Annotated in this window: 22 protein-coding genes; 7 read left to right on the forward strand and 15 right to left on the reverse strand. The window is 55.4% G+C overall.

Features of this window, described 5'->3' with window-relative positions; all coding sequences use genetic code 11:
* Positions 1–9: 9 nt before the first annotated feature.
* The 3 genes from Q9R34_RS14025 to Q9R34_RS14035 form a co-directional block, all read right to left on the reverse strand.
* The gene (locus Q9R34_RS14025) at positions 10–1,434 is read right to left on the reverse strand and encodes a YfjI family protein (RefSeq protein ID WP_000481743.1); all 1,425 of its coding nucleotides are present in this window, start codon (positions 1,432–1,434) and stop codon (positions 10–12) included.
* Positions 1,435–1,549: 115 nt separating this feature from the next.
* Complete coding sequence (locus tag Q9R34_RS14030) at positions 1,550–1,780, reverse strand: helix-turn-helix transcriptional regulator (RefSeq protein ID WP_000982619.1); 231 nt, start codon at positions 1,778–1,780, stop codon at positions 1,550–1,552.
* Positions 1,781–2,121: 341 nt separating this feature from the next.
* On the reverse strand, positions 2,122–2,562 hold the full coding sequence (locus Q9R34_RS14035; protein WP_000459847.1) for a hypothetical protein: 441 nt from the start codon (positions 2,560–2,562) through the stop codon (positions 2,122–2,124).
* Between the two features lie 128 nt (positions 2,563–2,690).
* On the opposite strand from Q9R34_RS14035, the gene Q9R34_RS14040 reads away from it, so the two are divergent.
* Positions 2,691–2,846, forward strand: a complete 156-nt coding sequence (locus tag Q9R34_RS14040; protein WP_001225594.1) for a hypothetical protein — start codon at positions 2,691–2,693, stop codon at positions 2,844–2,846.
* On the opposite strand, the gene Q9R34_RS14045 is transcribed toward Q9R34_RS14040, so the two are convergent.
* The 6 genes from Q9R34_RS14045 to Q9R34_RS14070 all read right to left on the reverse strand — a co-directional run bounded on the left by Q9R34_RS14045 (position 2,843) and on the right by Q9R34_RS14070 (position 9,029).
* Positions 2,843–3,457, reverse strand: a complete 615-nt coding sequence (locus tag Q9R34_RS14045) for a Fic/DOC family protein (RefSeq protein ID WP_485894445.1) — start codon at positions 3,455–3,457, stop codon at positions 2,843–2,845. The two genes, Q9R34_RS14040 and Q9R34_RS14045, sit on opposite strands and share 4 nt — an antisense overlap.
* 4 nt (positions 3,458–3,461) lie before the next feature.
* On the reverse strand, positions 3,462–4,778 hold the full coding sequence (locus Q9R34_RS14050) for a tyrosine-type recombinase/integrase (protein WP_485894447.1): 1,317 nt from the start codon (positions 4,776–4,778) through the stop codon (positions 3,462–3,464).
* Between the two features lie 854 nt (positions 4,779–5,632).
* Positions 5,633–5,719, reverse strand: coding sequence for an HGGxSTG domain-containing protein (locus tag Q9R34_RS14055; protein ID WP_485894647.1), 87 nt, complete (start codon positions 5,717–5,719; stop codon positions 5,633–5,635).
* Positions 5,720–6,361: 642 nt separating this feature from the next.
* Positions 6,362–6,829, reverse strand: a complete 468-nt coding sequence (locus tag Q9R34_RS14060; protein ID WP_485894449.1) for a DUF6392 family protein — start codon at positions 6,827–6,829, stop codon at positions 6,362–6,364.
* Positions 6,829–8,529: an S-type pyocin domain-containing protein gene (locus Q9R34_RS14065; protein WP_485894649.1), complete on the reverse strand. Its 1,701-nt coding sequence runs from the start codon at positions 8,527–8,529 to the stop codon at positions 6,829–6,831. Before Q9R34_RS14065 ends, Q9R34_RS14060 begins: the two co-directional genes overlap by 1 nt.
* A 2-nt stretch (positions 8,530–8,531) precedes the next feature.
* Positions 8,532–9,029, reverse strand: a complete 498-nt coding sequence (locus tag Q9R34_RS14070; RefSeq protein ID WP_485894451.1) for a hypothetical protein — start codon at positions 9,027–9,029, stop codon at positions 8,532–8,534.
* A gap of 760 nt (positions 9,030–9,789) precedes the next feature.
* Here Q9R34_RS14070 and Q9R34_RS14075 point away from each other — a divergent pair.
* The 3 genes from Q9R34_RS14075 to ddlA all read left to right on the forward strand — a co-directional run bounded on the left by Q9R34_RS14075 (position 9,790) and on the right by ddlA (position 11,630).
* On the forward strand, positions 9,790–10,020 hold the full coding sequence (locus Q9R34_RS14075; RefSeq protein ID WP_485894453.1) for a hypothetical protein: 231 nt from the start codon (positions 9,790–9,792) through the stop codon (positions 10,018–10,020).
* Positions 10,021–10,112: 92 nt separating this feature from the next.
* Positions 10,113–10,448, forward strand: coding sequence for a hypothetical protein (locus Q9R34_RS14080; protein ID WP_485894455.1), 336 nt, complete (start codon positions 10,113–10,115; stop codon positions 10,446–10,448).
* An 87-nt stretch (positions 10,449–10,535) separates the two neighbouring features.
* Complete coding sequence (gene ddlA, locus Q9R34_RS14085; RefSeq protein ID WP_485894457.1) at positions 10,536–11,630, forward strand: D-alanine--D-alanine ligase; 1,095 nt, start codon at positions 10,536–10,538, stop codon at positions 11,628–11,630.
* Between the two features lie 20 nt (positions 11,631–11,650).
* Here the strand turns inward: ddlA and Q9R34_RS14090 are convergent, their stop codons facing one another.
* The 4 genes from Q9R34_RS14090 to Q9R34_RS14105 form a co-directional block, all read right to left on the reverse strand.
* A complete protein-coding gene (locus Q9R34_RS14090) occupies positions 11,651–13,078 on the reverse strand; it encodes a GGDEF domain-containing protein (protein ID WP_485894458.1) in 1,428 nt (475 codons plus the stop codon).
* Positions 13,079–13,529: 451 nt separating this feature from the next.
* Positions 13,530–14,999, reverse strand: a complete 1,470-nt coding sequence (locus tag Q9R34_RS14095) for a SulP family inorganic anion transporter (protein WP_485894651.1) — start codon at positions 14,997–14,999, stop codon at positions 13,530–13,532.
* A 2-nt stretch (positions 15,000–15,001) separates the two neighbouring features.
* Positions 15,002–15,622 (reverse strand): carbonic anhydrase, encoded by a 621-nt coding sequence (locus Q9R34_RS14100; RefSeq protein ID WP_485894460.1) that lies wholly within the window; start codon positions 15,620–15,622, stop codon positions 15,002–15,004.
* A gap of 585 nt (positions 15,623–16,207) precedes the next feature.
* A complete protein-coding gene (locus tag Q9R34_RS14105; protein WP_485894462.1) occupies positions 16,208–17,017 on the reverse strand; it encodes a 5'-nucleotidase, lipoprotein e(P4) family in 810 nt (269 codons plus the stop codon).
* Between the two features lie 98 nt (positions 17,018–17,115).
* Between Q9R34_RS14105 and Q9R34_RS14110 the strand changes: the two genes are divergently transcribed.
* Together Q9R34_RS14110 and Q9R34_RS14115 are read left to right on the forward strand one after the other, a co-directional pair.
* Positions 17,116–17,829, forward strand: coding sequence for a purine nucleoside phosphorylase YfiH/LACC1 family protein (locus Q9R34_RS14110; protein ID WP_485894464.1), 714 nt, complete (start codon positions 17,116–17,118; stop codon positions 17,827–17,829).
* Between the two features lie 107 nt (positions 17,830–17,936).
* On the forward strand, positions 17,937–19,952 hold the full coding sequence (locus tag Q9R34_RS14115) for an oxidoreductase (RefSeq protein WP_485894466.1): 2,016 nt from the start codon (positions 17,937–17,939) through the stop codon (positions 19,950–19,952).
* On the opposite strand, the gene rlmG is transcribed toward Q9R34_RS14115, so the two are convergent.
* Positions 19,953–21,071, reverse strand: a complete 1,119-nt coding sequence (rlmG, locus tag Q9R34_RS14120) for a 23S rRNA (guanine(1835)-N(2))-methyltransferase RlmG (protein ID WP_485894468.1) — start codon at positions 21,069–21,071, stop codon at positions 19,953–19,955.
* Between the two features lie 81 nt (positions 21,072–21,152).
* Between rlmG and Q9R34_RS14125 the strand changes: the two genes are divergently transcribed.
* Entirely contained in the window at positions 21,153–21,656 is a 504-nt protein-coding gene (locus tag Q9R34_RS14125; RefSeq protein ID WP_033755025.1) for a M48 family metallopeptidase, read from the forward strand.
* On the opposite strand, the gene Q9R34_RS14130 is transcribed toward Q9R34_RS14125, so the two are convergent.
* Positions 21,653–23,341 carry a chloride channel protein gene (locus Q9R34_RS14130; protein WP_485894470.1) on the reverse strand — a complete coding sequence of 563 codons (1,689 nt, stop codon included), beginning with the start codon at positions 23,339–23,341 and terminating at the stop codon, positions 21,653–21,655. The genes Q9R34_RS14125 and Q9R34_RS14130 overlap by 4 nt on opposite strands.
* Between the last annotated feature and the right edge of the window lie 3 nt (positions 23,342–23,344).

Raw genomic sequence — 23,344 nt, forward strand, 5'->3', positions numbered from 1 at the left:
AACAATTAATCAGAATGAAGTTGAGGAGTTCAAGCCAGCGATAGCTATTAATGTGGTTTTACCCTTTTTTCCTACAAGGATTTTATTTTGAGAGAATAATGTACTGAGTAATTCATTTGCTTTACTACGATTCCTGAATTTATTAGGACCATATTGGAGTATGGTGTTTTTCGTAATAAAAGGTTTACAATAACGAATGCAATAGTTTTTTATCCAGCAGTAAAGCTCATCTGTTTCCGCAACATCTAAAGAAAACTTTTCTTTTTTGGAGAACAAACGGATGTATTCTTCAATATACCAGGCCATTATATCCACTGCTGCTTTTACAGCGGCAATAGATATATCGCCCTCATCACCACTGAAGTAATGTAGTAAGGCAGCAAGCCTCGCCATATTCTCCGCCATTTTAGATGCATAATCCTTAAAATCAGACAGGAAGCCAAGCAACCCCATTTCTGACTCGACTTTGTTATAAAATTCGAGCCAGTGTTTTTCTGCTTCGGGAGAGAAACGCAGACACTGACGCTCATTTTCCTCATTTCTCGCAATGCTCTCATTAACAATGTCTATCAGTCGTTGATGAAATACCGGCAGATGCTCATTTGAGACAACCGGACTGGTAATTTGCCTGTTGCCCTGTGTTGAACCCGGTTGACATATCAAACATCGGGCGAAGAATCCGATCCCTTTCGCGGCATCGCCTTTTCGTTCCAGATACCCTTTTTTAAACACATCAGGCTGAATCATCAACCCCAGCGTCATTCTGGCATCTTTGATTAATTTATCTGGCTCGCTTTTTCTTTCCACGGGAAACATTGCGCCATCCCACATTTTATTGATGAACGGCAGTTCATTCAGCGCATAGCCGTCAAAAATAGTGCCAGCTTCATCAGACATAAGTCCTATGGACCGCCAGCGTCCACAGAGAGAGTCTTTTATCGCCGCAGGTGTGGCATCGTTGTATATCTGCCTTAACCGGACCGGTGCTTTTGGAGACGCAGCCAGTAACACTTTCAGCCGTTCATTCGTTGTGGAGTGATCTTTATTACGGCGAATATCGGATTTCAATTTTGACATCAGTGCTTTCTTTTCAATATTAAAAACCGTTTCTTCATTCCTCCAGACAATTAGGTCCTGGGTATATTTTTTAGACCATTCTTCTTCCAGTTGATACATTGGCTTCATCAGTAGTTTGTCCACAGTGCTTTTGCGCTCACCAGAATCAGCCAGTGTCAGTAAAAAAAGCGATACAGGGCTGCGCAGATTATTCAATCTGCACACATCAATCCGGTTCTGGCAGGCAAGCGAAATTACTCCCAATACCGATGCAGCAATCAAAGCTTGGGGAGCCTGGGTCTGCTGCTCCGCTTCATATACAGCATTTCTGATGATCTGCGGGAACACATGCACAGGGAAAGGACGACCGTTAAACATATAACACCTCTAATACAATTCACGTTAAAAATTCCCGCACAATTTGCTATTCCGCTATTAATAGCGGAAGTAGCAGGGTTAACGCGGGTCACTCAGAAAATGATCTCCCTTGAAACTAACGTTCATTGATCCAATAGAGCAGATCACTTAATAGCCATCCGCAGGATTTCAGGCCAATAGGCTTACGTAGCGGAAACTTACCAACCTGTTCCAGTTTCCACGCGGTAGAGCGGGAAATTGAAGTAATATATTGCCGTTCTTTTTCTCGTACTAATCGATCGCAAGTCTCACCATAATCTCTTAATACTTTTATACGTTGTTCATTTGTTAACTTGAAAGGCATCATTTGAGTTTCCTTGTTGATAGCGTGAAATTATAATGGTCGAGCCAAGATACGTGCGCAACATTCACGATTCTCATTAAGGAAAAGAGAACTTAAAACAAAATAAAAAACTTTACTATCAACAGGTTATGCCATGCATGCATTTTCCCTTATTAAGGGGTGCTATGATATGACTGAGATAAATTGCACACAGCAAACCATATATCACAGAAATAATATGTGAAAGATTCATGCTGGAGAAGAGCTGAAGGATGATTGCTGAAACGACTTTCAATAAATTCAAGAACCTTGTATTACCTGAGAATTACAAGCGTACTGATAAGTAACTCTCAGATTTAAAGAGATTACTGTTTAGCATCCATTTTTTTGAATTCTGTACACCAAGACTCAACAGTCTTTAATTGGAAGGAGTAAACAATATCATGTGACCTTGCTATGGAATCGAATTTTTTAATTAAATCCTTTGCAACAAACTTATCCATTCCATAGTGAGCTTTAATGAGAAGATAAATTGCATTTACTGTTGCCTTTCCTGCTCTTGGGACAGAGCTTTTAACTTTTGATGTCGCGCCATTATTTGACAACCCTTTTTTCAACTCATTATTTTCACTTCTAAGCATTTCAATATCTTTGATGAAATTTCCTCTATCAACAAGGAAGTTTTCCATATCTTTATGATACTTTTTTATGTCATCTAAAAGATTACTGTTTTCGCTTTTTAAAGCATTATTTATCCTCAGTAGTTCCTCAAAATTTTCTCGTGTCAAATCAGACTTATCAAACATTTTTTATCCTTTTAAAATCAACAAACATCTTGCAACCAAAAAAAATTACGATAAGCAATGTGAATTTAACTGGACCAAACTATCGTCAAACACCTACAATACTAGCAGCAGCCATCAGGAAATTTTTCATGAGAAAACATACATCATCTCAAGTAACTAAAGCAAAAATCCTCCGTGCCGTTGCCAGTTCAACTGCAATCGAAACGGGTGTTTCTATCCCAAAAATTGAGCAGCAACTGAAACAAAATCAGGCACAGGCGAAAGCCGTTGGCCTCGCCCGCTAGTCTGGCAAGATATCGCTCATCAGCTGCATCATAGGGCTGTAGTTCCCTGAGACACCTGCCTGTATTGCCTTGAAGTAAAACACCTTGTGCTCATCCCACAGGCTGTAGTCCAATAAGCCCTTCCCCGCCAGTACCGACAACACATCGCAAAGCAATCTCGACAGACGCCCGTTACCTTCTCTGAATGGGTGGATCAAAATAAACTCCACATGGCATTCAGCCAGATAACTTACCAGCTCCAGACGAGCCAAGGATTTCAGCGCACCAGACTGAGCGAGAAACTGTTTCTCGAAACCATCGAGAAGAAGTGGAATCCTGTCGGCAGCGGCAAACTGGAAGCCGTCCTTAGTTAAGTTGGCATTACGCAACCTCCCCGCCCAGTCATACACATTCCCCAGCCACTGGCGATGCCACCTGCTGATGTGCTCAAAAGCCAGCGCCTCAGGCGGCTGGCCCTCAATAAATAGCTGCTCATACAGCATCAGCAGTAGGCCCGATTCCAGCGCCTCCATTTCCTCTTCATCAATGATCCCCAGTTTATTAGATAGCACCAAATCACCAGAGCCCGGCTGATAGCGCTCTTCTGCTGAATTAAGCTCATATTTTGCCAAGCTCTCACCTCCGCCCAAACAAGTTCACAACGTTGTTTTCCTGCTGTCGTTGATAGTTGTTAATCCGATCTTCCCAGATCTCAAGCGCCCTGCGCTTTTCAGTAAGGTAATCATAACGATCATAGTGTTTCGAGCTAACGTCGTTCAAAGCGTGATTCTGGATACGGTCGCGGATCTCTTTGCTGATCCCCGCCTCCCCCATCAACGTTTTACAGGTGCGACGTAAATCTCGCGCCGTGAAAACTTTAAACTCAGGATTAAAAGCCCGGAAATACATGATGGAACGCGCCAGACTATCGGTACGCACCGGTCGTTCGCCGTTGGTCGAGAGCGGGAAGATATAGGGGCTGTTACTTTCCTTAGTCAGTTCTTTCACTGAGGCTAATTCACTTAATGCCGATTCAGTCAGCAGGATCAGGTGCTCCCGTTTGTTTTTCGATACATCGGCAATTACCAGGAGCGTCTTTTGCTGCCAGTCAATCGCGCTCCACTGGCTGGCAATCATTTCAAACGGACGCTGCCCGCCAGCATAAACACAGAAGCGGATTAGGTGCTGCATCAGTGGCCCAACGTTAGTTGCCTGAGCGAACTGCTCCATGACAAAACGTAGCTCTTCCAGCGTTAACCATGTATCACCCACTTTTTCCGCCGAAGACTGTTTCGGTATGGCCGATACCGGATTTACTTCAAGACCGAACGTAATACCCACACTGGTATTCATCGGATCGTTATCGGCTTTTAAGCCGTAGTTAAATGCTGCCATCAGATACGAGCGAATCCGGTTAGCATGCACCACCGCATCACGCTGGATAATGCCTGAGAGGATGGTTTTGATCTGCAGAGGTGTTACATCTTTCGCTTTGGTTTCTCGAGGGATAACCGTGTAGCACTCTTTTTCAAGACGCTTCAGGACATCAGCCCAGGTCCGCTTATTGTCGAGCTTCATCTTGTTAACGTAGCCATGCACCAGCTCATCAAACGATCCTTGAGAGCGATGGATCTGCATAAGGTGCTCTTCGGCCAGGCGTTGTTGCTCAAGCTCTTGTTGGGGCTCTTTTCCTTCAACAAGCCAGGCTCCATACTTTTTCGCCAACTCATTGGCCGTCACCAGCTTCATCTCAGGCCAGATGCCCAACTGGATGAACTTCTCTTTCTTCCCTTTCTCAACGTAATAACGGAAATAAAAAACTTTGCTGCCTGAAGGCTGAACCTTAACGCCAAGCCTGCCGGTGCCACGTTGAGCACTGTTGCTCCACACGTAGTACGACGTACTTTTTGTCTTCAATCCACGTATAGCAGTCTCGGTAAGATTAGCGGCCATGAGGTTACCTTTCTGAGGATAAGCGTTACCTGACCCAATGCCCATTTTGGGTCAGGTAATGGGTCAGGTAAGGATAGTACAATGGGGAAATGAGAGAACCAATCAGAAACAAAAATAACTTCATAACCGATTGATTATAGATAATTAAAAATACAAATAGAGACAATGACGAACAATTAAAAACATACCAATTTTATGACTCATAATCGCTTGGTCGCTGGTTCAAACCCAGCAGGGGCCACCAAATTTATCAAGCAGTTACAGCCAAAAGGTGATTTTCAGGTTTTTTCGGGGATACCTTGGGGATAGATACTTTCACATGCAACGACTTACTTTTCAATCAACGTTCCTTCACCCGATTTGATCCCCCTTCCGTAAAAGCTAACTCTGGTAAAAGTGGTCAAGGCCTTAGGAAGCGCCCATTTGTAATGACAGATTTTCATCGGCTGATGAGAGGGGCAGGTAAAGCTATTCATGTCAGATTTTTTACTGATGTATTATTTGCTCTGACTGGGATAATGCAACCCAGCACACTGACGGCATTGCATAAAGGAGCCGGAAATATAAAGTGCGGTTCTGCGCTTCTGACACACTGGGCAAATGTACCACCAGCGAACGCCGCCATAATGCGGCTGTGTTATTATCAGTTTCACACTGATCTTCTTACCATCGGGTAAGGACACCATCAGACCGTCGCCAGAGAAATACAGCCCGTTATTACCTCCCCTCCTGATTGTGCAGCCTGGTGCTCTGGCGCTTACGTCTGCCAGCATTGCGCCATCCAGTCCGGATACATCGCTGATAAAGGTTTGTGTGCGCTTTCTTCCTGCTTTGCTGGCTCGCTTCTTTTCCAGCTAGGCTAAGTAACCTTCGCGCTGACGTTTATTTCCTGCTCTGGTTTTTGCCCCCGTACTCAATCCGCCGTGGAACCTACAACGCATCCCGCTATTCAGCGTCGTAATTTTACACGGGGTGCCTTTGCGTGTTTTGCGCCACAAATGAGGCCGCGAAGTTCTTCGGGAAACGGTTCGATCTCTGAATGCGGTCGCTGACAGCCTTCTGCCATACAGCGATAATAGTTTTTTCTCAATCGCGCATAGTATGTCTTAAGGCGAGACAGCTTTTTACGGTATTCACCTTCATTAAAATCAGTCATGTCATATGCTCTGAAAAAACTTGGCATTTATTAGCAAAAACCCGGAACTTTTCGCAACTATTCATGGAGTAAGCAGCATTGAGAAAATACGTTTAAAGCGGGGGATGATCATAACGCTAAACGTCAGTATGGAGGCTGTTTTCTCTGTGATTTTCGGATGAAAATTATCCCAAAACAATTTCCGAAATTTTAAGGAAAAAAGCGCACAATTTTTACAGATTGCGCAGTGCGTCATGAACTTAACACATTGATAAAAAGTATTATTTAAATCCTACGGGCAAAATTGCGCATTTTTTTATCTTTTGAAGGTACGCATATGGCCGCTTAAAATCATGATGTTGAACCAACTTAAGCGATAAAAATACGCATCCAAAGATCTGTCTGCGCATTTAACGTCGGTTGCATTTTTAAATGCAACAAAATCACCTTACCAGCGCAATTCTGCGGTAGGCATAAATGTCACGGACCTTACTCTATCCAGAACATCGTAGTTGATTTGCATACTGGTGGAAATTGAAGGGCTTTTTGCCTCGTATAAATCCGTCCAGCCAAAAGCTCGCCTCATGATAACTTGAGGTGGAAGGCTTCTTAATGGCTCACCTAAATGTTCATGCACCCACTGGCGAGACATTTCTTTTTGCAATGGTGAAGGCAATTCATTAGGAAAAACCCAATTCTTGACCCTATCATTCTGAATTTTTAGCACTACCGACTGTAAAATACGACCATCACGCTTAAATGATAAAAAAAGCCCTTCTTTTGCCATATCCAGGCTAAGATCAGGATCACCAGAAGAAGCTGTAGGAGGGCTTTTATATGTAATTAGGCCATCATCAGTAAGCTCTTGATAGCTTTTTCCTAATCCATTAATTAATTTTTTAATATTCGCCGTCATTAGTAAAGCCCCATTTTATTGTTCAGCTCGTGCATTTTCGCTCTTGCCGCCTCTATCTTGCCTTCAGTTGCGCCATGCTCCTTTAATTCCGGGTTGATGACATCCAGATTGCGATCTAATGCAGCCCTCAGGTTCCGTGAGTCCAGGTCTATCTGTGCTAGTGTGTTACGACCACCGTAAGTCTCACTAATTTTTTGATGAACATCTTTAGGAATGATGATTGCAGCCACATCTTGTGAAGCAAGCTCGACATCTTCTGGAGTCATACCCGGATAATTAGCTTTGAGATATGCCTTAACAGCTGCCGCCGATGGCATATGGTCTGCCTCATATTTCCCCTGCCGTGACCGCCGCTTAAAGTCGCTGTAAAGCTCAACTTCCAGCAACTCTACCGGCGGTTTACTCAGATAGATATAAATCGGCGGGATATCCGGGTGCGGAAGGATAAGGATGTAATCCGCGAAGCTCTTCTCTCCCGGGGCCGGGGAGGTGGTGGACGTAATGCCGGTACTCTCAGGCAGCGGGTCTACTATCACCGGGTTTGGCAGCACCGGTCGCGTCTGATTGCCGGTATGCGACGGTGTGTTAACCCCGGCATTATCCGGCGTCCAGATGATGGTGATGCGCGGCTCTTCCGTGGTCGTGAACGAGTAAGCCTGATAGCGGCTGTCCCACGTCATTTTGCGCACCCGCACTCTATCCCTGCCCGGCGGCGTGTGCCAGCCGTGCGGCACCGGGTTGCCGCTGCTGTCATTTTCCCAGGTATAACGCACGCGGGTTGGGGCTTCGCTCAGCGATTCCATTCTCAGCCGGTCAAGATAATCCTGCTCACCGTCGTTGAGCCTTCCGGGCATCATGCCCAGCAATACCCCGGCGACTGAGGCACCTGCACCGGCTGTGGCAATCTCAGCGCCGCGAATCGCCCATGTGCCGTAAGTCAGTGAGCGCCCGGTAAGCTGTTCCAGCACACCCGCTCCGGCTGTCGCAGCCTGCGCCCGCGACGCGGCTGCTGCCGTCGCTAACGCCGCCTGATAGTCCATCTCCTCATGGTTGCCGTTCCACCACTTCCAGAGCGCGCTGCGCTTTTTCGGCTTCGGGATATCCTGCGGCCCTGCGGGCTTCTTCTTCGCCGTCTGGGCGTGCTGCGGAGCATCAGTATACGTGACGGCATCTGCTGGTGGCAGCGCCCGGAAAAAGCACATATCCGTAAAGTTGGTGTGCGGTTCGCTCTGCTTTCCGGCATCATTGCAGCCGTCACCGCGCAGGCATGATTTCGCAAACACCCGGTTACGTTCACGCTCTTCCGCCCGCTGCTGCGCTGCGGCCTCCTGCTCAGCCTTCAGAGCAGCCAGCATCGCCACATGCTTTTCCTGTGCTGTCTCCTCAGGAGACGGGCCGGAACCCAGCCATTGCCCCTTCGGGGCAATAATCCGGTTACTGCCTGGCGGGCAGCCACACCGCACGACAGAGCGATCAACCGCCGCCGCGACGCCGTGCCAGACAGAGTGCGATTCACCGTCAACAATTACCCCATTTTGACCGCACTTCGGACAGGCCGTCGTCGGGTCACCCACCCGGACAACGGCCCTGCCGAACTCAGTGCAGTTCGGCAGGGTAGATAAGATGGTCGCACCCGTTGTTGTTTTGTCGCCGTGCAGGGCCAGCCCGCGCCCGTAACAGTCGGTCCGATAACCGCCGATCGTTACTTCTGACCGACTGTCAGAAAATCTTCGGGCATCGGCACACCTTTGCGGCCCACCAGCATTCCCGATGACTGCGGCGTGCTGATGATGACGTCACCGTTATCCAGCTCGCTGCCAACCAGCGCAACCCCGCGTTCTTCATAAGTGTGCCTGCTCCCGGCACTGCTGATAATCCTTGCTGTACTCCCGTCCGGATAGCTTACCGTACAGCCCTCCGTCAGCACGCTGACCCACTGGCCGTTACTGAGGCGATACTTGTACCCCTGATCGGGGTCGGCATTAAACTCAACGCCGGTACCACCGTGCCGTGTCAGACAGCCCGCCACCGCCAGCCGGTAAATGGCGTTAACAGGATGCTGACGACAGAAAGCAGCCTGCTCAGCCACCAGCGCCTGGGCTTCACTGCTCATCTCTGCCAGCTGCTCTGCCGTGAAGGGGGGCCGATCCATTGCGGCCAGAAGGGCCGGGGTAAGTTCGTTGGTAAACTGAAGCGTCATTTAAAAATCCTTTTATAAGACGGATAGGCTTTCCGTTGCATGCCGCAGCCAATCCGCGCGGAATAATGAACGTGAAAAAATAAAATATTTTCACGCCTTATTAACTAAACTATCTGACGCAGCGGAGAGCTGATCTAAGTCAAGAATTTAACGATGTCGTCGAGTAACTTTTATTACAGCAAAAATGAATTATGTTATTTAATGGGTAATACCTTGCAATTTTCACCTCACCTCAATAGATATTGAATGAGGGGAAGGCCTACTTTTCCCCGGCATTTCTGGATGTTTCATAAAATACACTTAACTGTAATTTAAACATATCTACTACTGAACCCCGCCTTATCCCATTAAAATTATTAATTACAAATCATCAACAGGTTATGCTGAGAAAATTCAGTGGGTTAACTCTCTTACCGTACCACAACCTTTGAAAAAGATAGTTTTACGAGACAGAAAGGCATATCGCGATCTCACAAAAAAATGATGTTCATACTGCTTAATAATTAATGTTATCAGTTTATCCCGATATCCAACTTCACCCGATGCTATTGCCGCTCTGCTGATATAATGCTGCTTATTACACTTTAGGCGGGTCAGCCAAAACGTCGAAGCGTTACTTTTGTTTCTTTTATCCTGATGTTTTAAATGCCCGGCGTCCGCATTCATTGCATGTCAGCAACCCGGACTCTTCCAGAATCCTGCACTCATAACAACGACGGGCACTGCAGAGAATTTGTTCGGCAAATATAAGAGGGATAACATGATATTCCGGCTGACCATCCACACAGTGGTGGCTGAACAGATACTGGCTCTCTATATTGCCATTGCTCTTCCCAACGGCGTAAAGCTGGAAGCGACTCAGGATATGGCGCTGTATGAAATCCCGTGCCTGACCGATTATCTGATGTCTTTCGCGACTCTCAAGGCTACAATCCTGCAATCAGTCATTCATGCCTGTTGTGTGGCCGCCAGGCATGCGTCAGGTGTTTGAGTGCGCCCTGAACGAGATTTCCGCCACCGGCATCGTAGTGATGACGTTAATTTAAAGGAGCCGCGCTTCGCCTCGGCGAACCGAACCAATACATGCGATTCAGACTTAACATTCTTATTCCCCTTCTCCTCCTCTGCATAGCCGCCGCCTGGTACTGGCTGACGCCGCACTACAGCAAAGAGGATGAGGCCTGGTACACCTCGGTGTTCTGCGCGATTCACCATGACGACAGCCGCCGCTTTGTGGCAGATATGCGCACGGTTATCGAAGGCGGCAACTCCGACTACGCGCTGCAGAAAATCCACTTCCAGCCGCGCCTGGGCCAGCATGTGACAGAGGCCTGGCAAACGCTGAGCGCCGATCAAAAGGCACAGGCCAGCGCCAACGCCGACCAGTGCCGCGCCCTGCTCTCCGCCGCGCTAAATTAAGCCGACGCCAGGCTGCACCACGCCGTTACAGCGCGAAATCCGCATGTTATCTTGTGGGTTTCGCAACATCTTTTCAGGCAAGCTCTAATGACAAAACTGCGGGTAGGCATTGTGTTCGGCGGCAAATCGGCCGAGCACGAAGTATCGTTACAGTCGGCTAAAAATATCCTTGATGCGATCGATAAAACGCGTTTCGAGCCGGTGCTGTTAGGCATTGATAAACAGGGTCAATGGCATCTGAACGACGCCTCGAACTTTCTGATCAACGCGCAGGATCCGGCGCTCATCGCCCTTAACCGCGCTGGCGAAAGCGTGGCGCTGGTGCCGGGCGCGTCGCAGCAGCAGGTAATCGCCCGCCAGAGCGGTCATGCACTGTCGCAGATCGATGTGATTTTCCCTATCGTGCACGGCACGCTCGGCGAAGATGGTTCGCTGCAGGGCCTTCTGCGCATGGCGTCGCTGCCTTTTGTCGGCTCTGGCGTGCTCGGTTCGGCGGTCAGCATGGACAAAGACTTCACTAAGCGCCTGCTGCGCGACGCCGGGCTGCAGGTCGCGCCCTGGATTAGCGTCACCCAGGCGCAGCGGTCGCGCATTCAGGCGGCGGAGATTATCGCGCAGCTCGGCCTGCCGCTGTTTATCAAGCCGGCCAATCAGGGCTCTTCCGTGGGCGTGAGTAAAGTCGACAGCGTCGACGACTTCGACCGCGCGCTCGATCTCGCCTTTACCTTCGATCGCAAGGTGCTGATTGAAACCGGCATCAAAGGCCGCGAGATCGAGTGTGCCGTGCTGGGCAACGACGATCCGCAGGCGAGCCCGTGCGGCGAAGTGGTGGTGCACGACGCCTTCTACTCCTACGAGACCAAATATATCAGTGAAACCGGCGCGCAGACGCAGGTGCCCGCCGCTATCGACGCCGCGCGCAGCGAGGCGATCCGCGCCGTGGCAATTAAGGCGTTTCAGGCGCTGGAGTGCAGCGGAATGGCGCGCGTCGACGTTTTCCTGACGGAAACGGGCGAGATTATCGTCAATGAGGTGAATACCCTGCCCGGCTTTACCAATATCAGCATGTATCCCAAGCTGTGGCAGGCGGCGGGGCTCAGCTATCGCGATTTGATTACCCGACTGATCGAGCTGGCGCTGGAGCGCCATCAGCAAATCAGCCAGCTGAAAAGCAGCGTTTAGAGGCGAGGCGGCGCGGCGCGTTACGCCACGTCGCTGGTCGCCAGCGTAAGGGTTCTGAAGGCGGGCGTAGTCTGGTTGCGCCCGTTGCGCTTGGAGAGATAGAGGTTTTTATCCGCGGCGGAGATCAGCTGGTTAACCAGGCTGTGCCAGTCGCGCTCTTCGCCCGCCTTGCCCTGCGCCAGGCCCAGGCTGACGGTAACGGTCACGGTGTTGCCCTGCAGCCAGAACTTCTCTTTGCCGATCGCCTGCCGTACCGCCTCCGCCAGCTGGTAGAGTCGCTCAGGACGGGCGTCGAACAGCACGATGGCGAACTCTTCCCCGCCGAAACGGCAGATGCGCCCCTGTTTCCCTACCACCTGCTGCATGCGCAGCGCGATCTCCTCCAGCACGCCGTCACCCGCATCATGGCCGAAGTTGTCGTTGATGGCTTTGAAATAGTCGACATCCAGCAGGATCACTCCGACGTTGCGCTGCGTTGTGAACGGCTCCTCCTTCAGACTTTCATAGAGCCCGGAGCGCGACAGCAGCTGGGTGAGAAAATCGTAGTTGGCGCGCAGCGCGAGCCGCTGATTAAGCTGCCGCACCGCATCCATGCTGACGGCGACGATCAGCGGGCTGATGGTCAGGGTGGCGACGCCGAGACGCGCCGAGGTGAGGTGGCTTAAGGGCAGCAGATTGTCGCTGCCCTGAATATCCATCACACCGTGCGCCACCAGCACGATTTCGCTGATGCCGGTGAGCAGGATCACCAGGCTGGTGACCGGGATCGGCAAGACGATGGCGCACCAGATGAGCGCCGGAACCGGGAAGGTGAGGCTGCCGGCGCCGCCGATCATGGCCCCGATCGCCAGCGACAGCACCACGCTCAGCAGCGGTAGCCATTTGCCGGGCGAGAGCAGCGCGGCGAACGTCAGGCTGCGCCAGCTGCGCGTCAGCAGGAACGGCAGCAGCATCAGGCCGGTAGAAAACTGCTCGCTGAACCAGTCGGCCCAGGCGGTGGCGAAACGGGTGTCGAAGCTCATATCCTGCGCCAGTCCGCCCCAGGTCGCGCAGGCGAAGGCGGCCAGCAGGCAGGCGGGAAAGATGCGCAGCGCGTTGCTGATCTGCCGCCGGTCGGAGTCGCGCAGGTAGGACTTCACCAGCATTGAGACGGCAATCATAATAAACAGCAGGTTGGCGACGTTAAGCGTGACGGCAGGCCACGCCCAGCCGGAAAAGAGCGTGTCGTTCGCCACCATGGCGGCGAAGCTGGCGAAATAGTAGCGCAGGCGGTGCAGCCAGGGATGCCGCACGATGATAGCGGCGACAATGGCGTTGACCGGCCAGAAGAGAGAGAGCTCCGCAGGCACGCGCAGATGGCTCCCCAAAAAGCAAAACAGCAGGGTAACAAGAAACAGCGAGAGGAGATTCGTTGTCGTGTTGTGCTCTGCAAACAGCTTAACGCGCATAGGTTTTGAACCTTGTAGCTTGTAAATTCTCCGCTCCCTGCCCTTTCTGGACGTTCGCCACGCGCCATTAAACCGCATTTGCCGCCCGGGCAATTCAGTGAATAAACGGTAGAGATTGGCGCTACTCGCAATGTGGGCTGCGCCGTCTGGCTGACGGCGCGGAGATTATGCCTTAAATAAAAAAATCGGCTATCCGAGATATCCGATTTTTCAGACAACGCCTTAGTCGAACTAGCGGGTGACATGGACTGAAGAGCAAAGCGTCCCGCGCCAGGGACAAAAACGCCGGGAGCGTTTTTGAACAACGCAGCGCGTTGGCCCGGCGACGGGCGCACCTCAAGGATGAGGTGCGTAATTGCGCGGGCCGAGCTGGCAGGTATGCCGCTTTTGCGTCTTTGCGATCAGGCCATGTCACCCGCGTAGCTGCCTGACTAACAGACGAATCCTTCTTTTACTTCACCGCCACCGGCCACTGGCTAAGGCGAATGCCGCGCTTATCGGCGTTGTCGCCGAAATCCTTCAGCACCGCCTTCACGTCGGGATCCAGATACTCGGCGTTATCGTGATCCACAATCACCACGCTGTTCTCCGGGATCTCCGCCAGCAGCCCCTGCAGCTTCGGATTGTGTAGAAAGGTCAGATTCTGCTGAAAGCGCAGCACATAGTGATCGTCATAGCGCGTCAGCTGCAGCGCGTTGCAGTGGCTCTTGTAGAGGCTGTACAGCATCTGCGTCGCCAGGCCGATGCCGATGCCTGCCAGCATGCCGAACAGGATAATGCCGCCGATGGTGGCGAGGAACGGCACGTACTGCTGCGCGCCCATGCGGAACTGCTCCACAAACAGGCGCGGCGTCGCCAGCTTATAGCCGGTATAGAGCAGCACCGCCGCCAGGCTGGCCAGCGGAATGGCATTCAGCATATCGCTGAACCAGAGCCCGCAGATCAGCAGCAGCACGCCGTGGATCAGAATAGAGAGTTTGGTCTGCGCGCCGGTGCTGACGTTCACCGAACTGCGCACGATCACCGCCGTAATCGGCATGGCGCCCAGCAGGCCGGCACTGAGATTGCCGATCCCCTGCGCGAACATCTCGCGATTGGGCGACGGCGGCGGATTCTGCGGGCGCAGCTTCTTCAGCGCCTCCTGGCTCAGCAGCGTCTCCAGGCTGGCGACCAGCGCCAGCGTCACCGCCACCACCCAGACCGACGGATTCTGCCACGCATTCCAGGCCGGGCTCTCCAGCTGCGCCGCCAGCGCGGAGAGGCTGTCGAACGACGGCAGCGCGATGCGCGACAGCTGATCCGCCATCTCCGGCATCAGCCGTCCGCCGAATACCGTGGCGGCGCAGCCGAACAGCACCGCCACCAGCGGACCGGGTATCCAGCCCAGCATGCCCGCCTTTTTCACCAGCGGCGTGGTCCAGAGCCAGAGGATCGCCAGGCTGCCGCCGGCGACCAGCATCGCGGGCGCGGAAAAGGTCGCTGCGCCACTGGCGAACCCGGCCAGACCGGCATCGCCCTCAACACCGAACGCCACCGGGATCTGCTGGATAATCAGCAAAATGCCGATAGCCGCCAGCATGCCTTTAATGACGCTGCCCGGCACCAGCGAGATAAATCGACCGGCGCGCAGCAGGCCGAGCCCGCACTGCATCAGGCCAGCCAGCACCAGCGCGGTAAGAAAAGCGCTGAAGCTGCCGAGCGTCTCAATAGAGGCGACGACAATCGTCACCAGGCCCGCCGCCGGGCCGCTGACGGCAAAACGTGACGGGCTAAGCGCGGTGACCAGCAGCCCGCCGATCACGCCGGTCAGCAGACCGGCGAACGGCGGCAGTCCGCTCGCCTGCGCGATGCCCAGACAGAGCGGCAGCGCCACCAGAAAAACCACCAGACCGGCAGGAATATCCTGACGAAGCGTATTCACATTCATGGCGAAGATTCCTCTGCTGATTGCTGGATTAACTCTTTAAGGTGGCCCGACTGCAGGTCGTAAACGCAACCGAACAGATCTAATGTCTGGCCTGCGCGCCACGCGTCGCGCACCGGGGCGGCGGCGGCGAGACGGGCGAACTGCGCCAGCACGTTAACCTCCACCAGCCGGTTCAGCGTCTCCGCTGCTGGCTGAGGCTCATCGGGCAGTCCGTCCCCTAATGCCTCACGCAGCGCGGCGATACGGCGCGCCAGCGCCGAGTCTTCATGCGCCAGCGGGCTCTGCGGCAGGTCAATCGCCGCCTGAACGCCGCCGCAGCCGTAGTGGCCGCACAGCACGATGCGTTTTACGCCGAGATAGAAGATGGCGTACTGCAGCACGCTCATCAGGTTGTCATCGCCGTCGACCACCATGTTGGCAATATTGCGATGGACGAAGAGTTCGCCGGGATGCGAACCGGTCAGGACCTCAGCCGGCACGCGGCTGTCTGAACAGCCAATCCAGAGTGAATGCGGTGTTTGTTGATGGAGGTATTTTTCAAAATAGTCAGGATTACGCTCGCGGCGCTGGAGCGCCCAGCTGCGATTTTTCGCTAATAAAGGTTTCAGTGTTGTCACAATCGTCTCTCTCAACAACCGGGGATCAAATATTCAGGCGAACAAAGCGGTGAGCCGGCTCACAGTTAGCTGGCATCAGCCGAAGAAATAACGCAGTTGATCACAGAAATTGTTTATAGACGTTTATGATTAGTTACGCATCCGTAATTTTTTTCAGGCCAGACCGAATCCCTTTTTTTGTAAGGAACCATTCAGCCAGCGTAAATTCCAGGTAAATCTGGTTAAGCGCACCTCATTTCAACAACGTGAATTCCGTTATTAAAAATAAATAATTTCAAGCAATTAAAATAACCCTATTATTTTAAGGCTCTTTCCGCTGACAAATAATGACACTTCGGCTGGCGGCGTTTTTCCACGCGCTCAGTTACCAGCGGTACTTTATTACAGAAAAATCCGAATTAATTTTTTAACCAATAGCGATTCACACTGGCTGCTGGCAAAAAAGGCAGCGCAATAATCTTAATAAAGGGGGGTTTGAAAGTAAGAGATAATTAAATTAGTTTGCAGCAAAATAGTTACCTGTAAACGTAAATATCGACGGTTAAAAATAAGAGCCTGCTGGCGCAGGCTCTTTCGCTTGACGAATTATTTACCGTTCCACGCTTTCAGCTGCGCCTCGCGCGTTGAGAGCTGCTGCTGCGGCGCCAGCTTGTTGTAGTTTTGCGCCATGCCGCTCTCCCAGTCGCCATAGAGCGGATTAGGCAACACGATAAACTGGGTGCCGAACAACGCGTGATTCTGGCTGACAAAGGCGCGACGCTGCGCGTTGCCCTGATGCCAGGTCGCCGCGCCAAAATCGTTGAGGTTATCGCCCACATAGAGCACGACGTTGTAGCCCGCCGCTTTGATGGCGTCGAAACGCGCCTGCTTGTTAGAGTTGCCGGTGCTGAGGCGTACGGTCTGCGGCGTCACTTCCGGGAAGCCGAGCCGCGTCAAATTGGCGACGGTGGCGTCGAAATCCTTCTGGTCGCGGTTCGACACGTAAAACAGCGTGCCGCCGTGCGAGGTGACGTAGCGGGCGAAATCAACCGCGCCGGGCACCGCCAGCGCCTGCTTCGCCTGGGTCCATCTCGACCAGCTTTGCGCGCTGAACGGCTGGCCGTTTTTCGCCTGCCAGGCGCTGTAGGCGCTGTTGTCGATCATGGTTTCATCGAGGTCGACGATCACTGCCCTGGGCTTGCCGGTCAGCGACGGCGCGGCGTCGAACGCCAGCCGCGCGCCGTTAAAGGCCTGCCACGTCAGCGCCTGGTACTCGCCGGACTGCTGGAACCAGTTCAGGGCCAGCACCGACTGCTGGCCGAGCTGTTGCTGCGCATCTTGCGTCGTCTGCGAGGCGCAGCCCGACAGCATCAGCGCCATCAGGCCGCTGGTCAGCAGCGTTGCGGTCATTTTCATCCTGTTATCCTTAAGCCGAAAGTGGGAAGAGGTAACGCTTTAAAAATGTAGCAGTTAACCCAGGCTGAATGCAGCCAAACGTCTCAGAGGAGATTCATATGGGAATCCGTATACGCTCTACCCTGCTTGATACGCTGGAGTGGGTTGACTATGCCTTTCAGCCCGCAGGCGAAGCGCCGCCCGACGATGTCGCTTACGGCCATCAGCGCCACAGCGCCACGGTGGTGGATGACGAGGCCAACGTGCCGCCGAAAAGCTGCGAGTCCGACGGGATTATCGGCCTGGGCGCCCGGCCGGTCGCGGTCTATACCGCCGACTGCCTGCCGGTGCTGATCGCCGATACGCAGCAGCGGCGCGTGGCGGCGGTGCATGCCGGGCTAAAAGGCACGCTGGCGGGCGTGCTGGAGCGCGCCATCGTCAGGCTGTGCGAAGCGGGCAGCTCGCCGGATGGCCTGTATGTCGCCATCGGCCCGGCCATCGCGCCCTGCTGCTATGAGCTGGGCGAGGAGATGCTGAGCGCCATTATTCCTACCCTGCCCGACCCGCTATCGCCCTGCTGGCACCGCGAGCAGCCGCACAATGCGCTCGCCGTCAGGCCGCAGGCGAAGGCGACCCGCAGCGGCGTCTGGTTCGATCTGCCGCAGCTGGCGACGCAGAGGCTGACAGCGGCGGGCGTACCGGCCGCCCATATCGAAAACGTCAGCTTTTGCACCTACTGCATGGCGGAAACCGGCTCCAGCTACCGCCGCAATACCCACTTCAACAGCGGCTATCAGTCGCGCTTCTCATGGATACGCCGCCGGGGCGGCTAAGGCTCGCTTTTATGATGCGCCTCACAGCGCGGCAAACTTTCACTTTTTTTTAACATCGCGGCAGCTACATTACACTCATCCGACCACTTAACCTGAGTGATGCCGCCGTGAAGAGTCACGCCTACCCTGCCCTGTTCGCCCCGCTCGACCTGGGCTTTACCCAGCTGCGCAACCGCTTCCTGATGGGCTCGATGCATACCGGGCTGGAAGAGCATGCCGACGGCGCCCAGCGCCTTGCCGCCTTTTATGGCGAGCGCGCGCGCGAAGGGGTCGCGCTGATCGTCACCGGCGGCGTAGCGCCCAACGCGCAGGGCGTGGCGATGAAGCATGGCGCGACGCTGGTCTCGTCGGAGGAGTGCGGCTGGCACCGCCAGATCACCGACGCGGTACATGCGGAAGGCGGCAAAATCGCGCTGCAGATCCTGCACACCGGCCGCTATAGCTACCAGCCGGATCTGGTGGCGCCCACGGCGATTCAGGCGCCGATTAATCCTTATCTGCCGCAGGAGATGAGTGAGCAGGCGATCCTGCAAACCATCAACGATTTCGCCCGCTGCGCTCGGCTGGCGCAGCGCGCGGGCTATGACGGCGTAGAGATCATGGGCTCGGAAGGCTACCTGATTAATCAATTTTTAGCGCCGCGCACCAACCAGCGCAGCGACCGCTGGGGCGGCGACGCGCCGCGCCGCCAGGCGTTCGCGCTGGCCGTCACCCGTGCGGTGCGCGAGGCCGTGGGCCCCGACTTTATTGTGATTTTCCGCCTGTCGATGCTGGATCTGGTGGAGGACGGCAGCTCGCTGGAAGAGACGCTGGCGCTGGCGACCGCGCTGGAGAAAAGCGGCGTCACCCTGTTCAATACCGGCATCGGCTGGCACGAAGCGCGCGTTCCCACCATCGCCACGTCGGTGCCGCGCGCGGCCTTCGCCGCGGCGGCGCGGCGGCTGCGTCAGCATGTTTCCACGCCGGTGATCGCCACCAACCGCATCAACCATCCGCAGGTGGCGGAACAGCTCCTGCAGAGCGGCTGCGCGGATATGGTGTCGCTGGCGCGTCCGTTTCTCGCCGACGCCGCCTTCGTCAGCAAAGCGGCGCGCGGCGCGGCGGAGAGCATCAATACCTGCATCGCCTGCAACCAGGCCTGCCTCGACCAGATCTTTGTCGGCAAGATTACCTCCTGCCTGGTGAACCCGCGCGCCTGCCACGAAACCCTGATGCCGGTCACGCCCTGCGCCGCCCCGAAGGCTATCGCGGTGGTGGGCGCTGGCCCGGCAGGCATGGCCTTCGCGCTTCAGGCGGCGCAGCGCGGCCATCGGGTAACGCTCTATGAGGCCGCGGACGCCATCGGCGGCCAGTTCAATATCGCGCGCCAGATCCCGGGCAAAGCGGAGTTCAGCGAAACCCTGCGCTACTTCGCCCATCAGCTTGCCGCGGCTGGCGTTGAGGTGCAAACCGGTCGGCGGGTGACGGCGGCGGATCTGGCCGAGGCGGACGAGGTGGTGCTGGCGACCGGCATCCAGCCGCGCACGCCAGCGATCCCCGGCATCGATCACCCGAGCGTGCTGAGCTACCTTGAGGTGCTGCGCGACAAAAAACCGGTAGGCCGCCGCGTCGCCATTATCGGCGCGGGCGGCATCGGCTTCGACACCGCCATGTACCTCTCTCAGCCGCCGGAAGCGCAGACCAGCGAAAGCTTCTGCCGCGAATGGGGCATCGACCTGACGCTGGCGCAGCGCGGCGGCCTGACGCACGCCGAGCCGCAGCCTGCCGCGCGCACCCTCTGGCTGCTGCAGCGCAAACCGGGCAAACCGGGCGCGGGTCTGGGCAAAACCACCGGCTGGATCCATCGCGCCACGCTGCAGGCGCGCGGCGTGCGCATGTGGGGCGGTGTCGAGTATCTGGCGATCGACGATGAAGGGCTGCTGCTGCGACGCGACGGCGCCGTGGAGAGAGTCGCAGTGGATAACGTGATTATCTGCGCCGGTCAGGAGCCGCAGCGCGAGCTGGAGGCGGCGCTGCGGGCGCACGGCAAAAGCGTTCACCTGATCGGCGGCGCCGACGTGGCGCTGGAGCTGGATGCCCGCCGGGCAATCGCCCAGGCGGTGCAGCTCGCGCTGACTATCTGATCAGCGCATCTTCACCGCGCGCAGCACCACGAACTTCTGGTTCGAGGCTACCAGCGTGCAGTTGCCGAACAGTTTTTTCAGCTTGTGGTGATAGTCGAGGTGGCGGTTGCCGACGATGCGCAGCTCGCCGCCGTACTGCAGGCAGCGTTTGGCGTCGCGGAACATCTGCCACGCCAGGTGATCGGTGACGGCGTGCTGCTGATGGAACGGCGGGTTGCAGAGCACGGCGTGCAGACGGTCTGAGGGATAGCCGCTCAGCACGTTGTTGACGCGAAAGACGCAGCGCGTCAGATCCTGCGGACGGTTCACCTCGACGTTAAGCTGGCTCGACGCCACCGCCATGTAAGACTCGTCAAGAAAATGCACCTCCGCCTGCGGATTGCTCTCCAGCGCCATCAGGCCGATTACCCCGTTGCCGCAGCCGAGATCGACGATCTCGCCTTCGATATTTTCCGGCAGGTGCTGCATAAAGAAGCGCGCGCCGATATCGAGCGAGCTGCGCGAGAAGACGTTGGCGTGGTTGTGGATCTGCCAGGGCGTCTCGTCCAGCGGCCAGACGGTGGTCGCCGCCTGCGGCGCCAGCGTCGGCGCGCTGAACCGGGTGTAGATCAGACGCGCTTTTTTCCACGCCAGCGAGGTGCGGGTGTCGCCGAGGATCTTCTCGAACAGCTGCAGCGTGGAGTTATGGATCTCTTTGGCGCGCGCCGCCGCGAGGATCACCGTCTCGGCGGTCACCACCTCGCGCAGGGCGCGCAGCTGCTGCTCCAGCAGCGCCAGGGTTTTCGGCACCTTGATCAGCACCGCGGCTGGCGCGGCGGGCAGCGGATCGAGGCTGCTGAGAAAGCGCACTTCACCGTCGTCAAGTTCATTGAGGCGCAGGTTTTGCCGCGTCGCCTGCTGGCTGAGCCAGGAGTCGCTGACGTGCCAGACCGGACGCGGGTTGAGCGCGCAGGTGAGCGCGCCGAAGCTGTCGTTGAACACCAGGATCGGGCCTTCCGGCAGCGGCTGCTGCAGCAAATATTCATCCGCCGCATCCCACGCCTGAAGCGGGCTCTCTTCACGCATTTGCGGAAAACGATGCAGGATCAGGGTGCGATCTGCGAGTTCAAGTTGGCTCATGAATTCTCCGGCTGGTACAATCTGGCTGTTTTACGCCCTAAAAAGGGGGCGCAGTATACTGTCTTTCGCCGGGAATCCCTAATGTCCTCACTCATCTATCTGCAGGGTTATCCTGAGAACATCCTTCAGCAGGTTCAGACGCTGATCAAACATGAAAAGCTTGGCGCTTTTTTGCAGCAGCGCTATCCCGACACCCACAATATCGTCAGCGATAAAGCGTTATATGACTATACCCAGGCGCTGAAAAACCGCTTTATGCGCAACGCGCCGCCGATTAGCAAGGTGATCTGGGACAATAAAATCAAGGTGATGAAGCACGCGCTGGGGCTGCATACGGCCGTTTCGCGCGTTCAGGGCGGCAACCTCAAGGCCAAAGCGGAGATTCGCGTCTCGACCTTTTTCCGCCTCGCCCCCGAGCCTTTTCTGCGCATGATTGTGGTGCACGAGCTGGCGCACCTGAAAGAGAAAGATCACGACAAGGCGTTCTATCAGCTCTGCTGCCATATGGAGCCGGACTACCATCAGCTGGAGTTTGACGCCCGGCTCTGGATGACGGATCAGGCGATGCGCGGCAACGCGGCCTAAAGGAACTCCTGCGCTTTCTGGATCAGGCTGGTTTTGGTCAGCGCGCCGAGAAAGCGCTTCTCCTGCGGATTATTCAGCACCGGCAGGCGCTCCAGCGTGACGCGCGCAAACGCCTCCCAGCCTTCGCGCATGCTCTGGTTCTGGTAGACAAAGGGAAAGTTGTCATCCATGACCGTCGAGACCGGCGAATCCAGCGTAATCTCCTGCGCCAGCACCTTACGCGCGATATCGTGGATCGAGACCACGCCGAGAAAGGCGCCCGCCGCGTTAATCACGTAGACGTAGCGCTCGCGCTTCAGCGAGCTGACCGCCAGCGCCTGCCCGACTGACTCCTGCGGCTGCAGTGCCGCCCCCGGAATAATCAGCTCCGCCACGCGCATATTGTCGAAGTCATATTTCGCCTCCGAGCGGTTAAAGTGGTTGCCGACTACCGGATAGGTGCTGGCGGACTGCAGCCGATAGACCACCATCGACGCCAGCACGGCGGCGATCATCACCGGGAACAGCAGCGTGCTGTTCAGCGTCATCTCCAGCACCATCAGGATCGCCATCAGCGGCGCCTGACTGACGGCGGCCAGCACCGCCGCCATGCCGATGGCCGCGTAGAGCAGCAGGTTGCCGAGCGGCAGATGCAGCGACGCCCCCAGCGTCGCCAGCGCCACGCCGAGCAGCGCGCCGATCAGCAGCGACGGGGTAAAAAGACCGCCCACCGCGTTGGAGCCGACCGACAGCGTGGTCGCCAGCGTCTTCAGCAGCAGCAGCAGCAGCAGGCCCGGCAGCAGATACTCGCCCGCCATGATTTTGACGATCACCTCATAGCCGTTGCCCAGGATATCGGTGGAGATGAGCGCCAGCAGCCCGACCGCCAGGCCGCCAGCGCCCAGACGCAGCGGCAGCGAACGGATATGGCCGAACAGCGCTTTGCTGCGGGCGATAAGCTTAATCAGCAGCCAGCCCGCCAGCCCGGCGGCCAGACCAATGACAACCGTTAACAGCAGGCTGCTTACGTCCATCTGAAAGCTGGCGTCCGCCAGCGGATAGAGCGCGTTGCGGAAGCCCAGCGACCACATGGTCATTACGGCGACCGACGAGGCGATCACCAGCGGGATCAGGCGCTGCAGCGCAGAAATGCCGAAGGCGATTTCAGCCACGAAAATCGCCGACGCCAGCGGCGCGTGGTAGACCGATGAAAGCCCGGCGGCGGCGGCCATCGCCACCACGTCGCTGTTTTTCAGGTTGAGCGAGGCGGGCACCCAGCGGCCCAGCACGCTGCCGCACAGCGCGGAGAGCTGCACCATTGGCCCCTCTTTACCGATAGAGGCGCCCGAGCCGATGCTGGCGATAGAGGAGAGCGCGCGAAACAGTGAGGTGCGGGTCGGCACCGCATCGAGCCGCGCGTTAATCACCTCCAGATAGTCGGTCTTAACCGTCTGCTGCTGTTCGATGCTCACCGCGTAGCGCAGGAAAAAACCCGCCAGCACGCCGCCCGCGCCCACCAGCAGCGGCCAGAAGATCCATGGCCAGACGTGCATCGCCACGGTAATCTCACTGCCGCTGTTGAAGAGCAAACGGTTGATCAGCTCGATCACGCCGCGAAACGCCAGCGTCACCAGCGACGCCGCCAGTCCGACCGGGATCGCCACCAGCAGCGTGGTCCAGTTCAGTGCGTGTTTACTTCCCTTCAAGCG

Source organism: Enterobacter sp. BRE11, assembly GCF_031844285.1.
GTDB lineage: Bacteria > Pseudomonadota > Gammaproteobacteria > Enterobacterales > Enterobacteriaceae > Pantoea.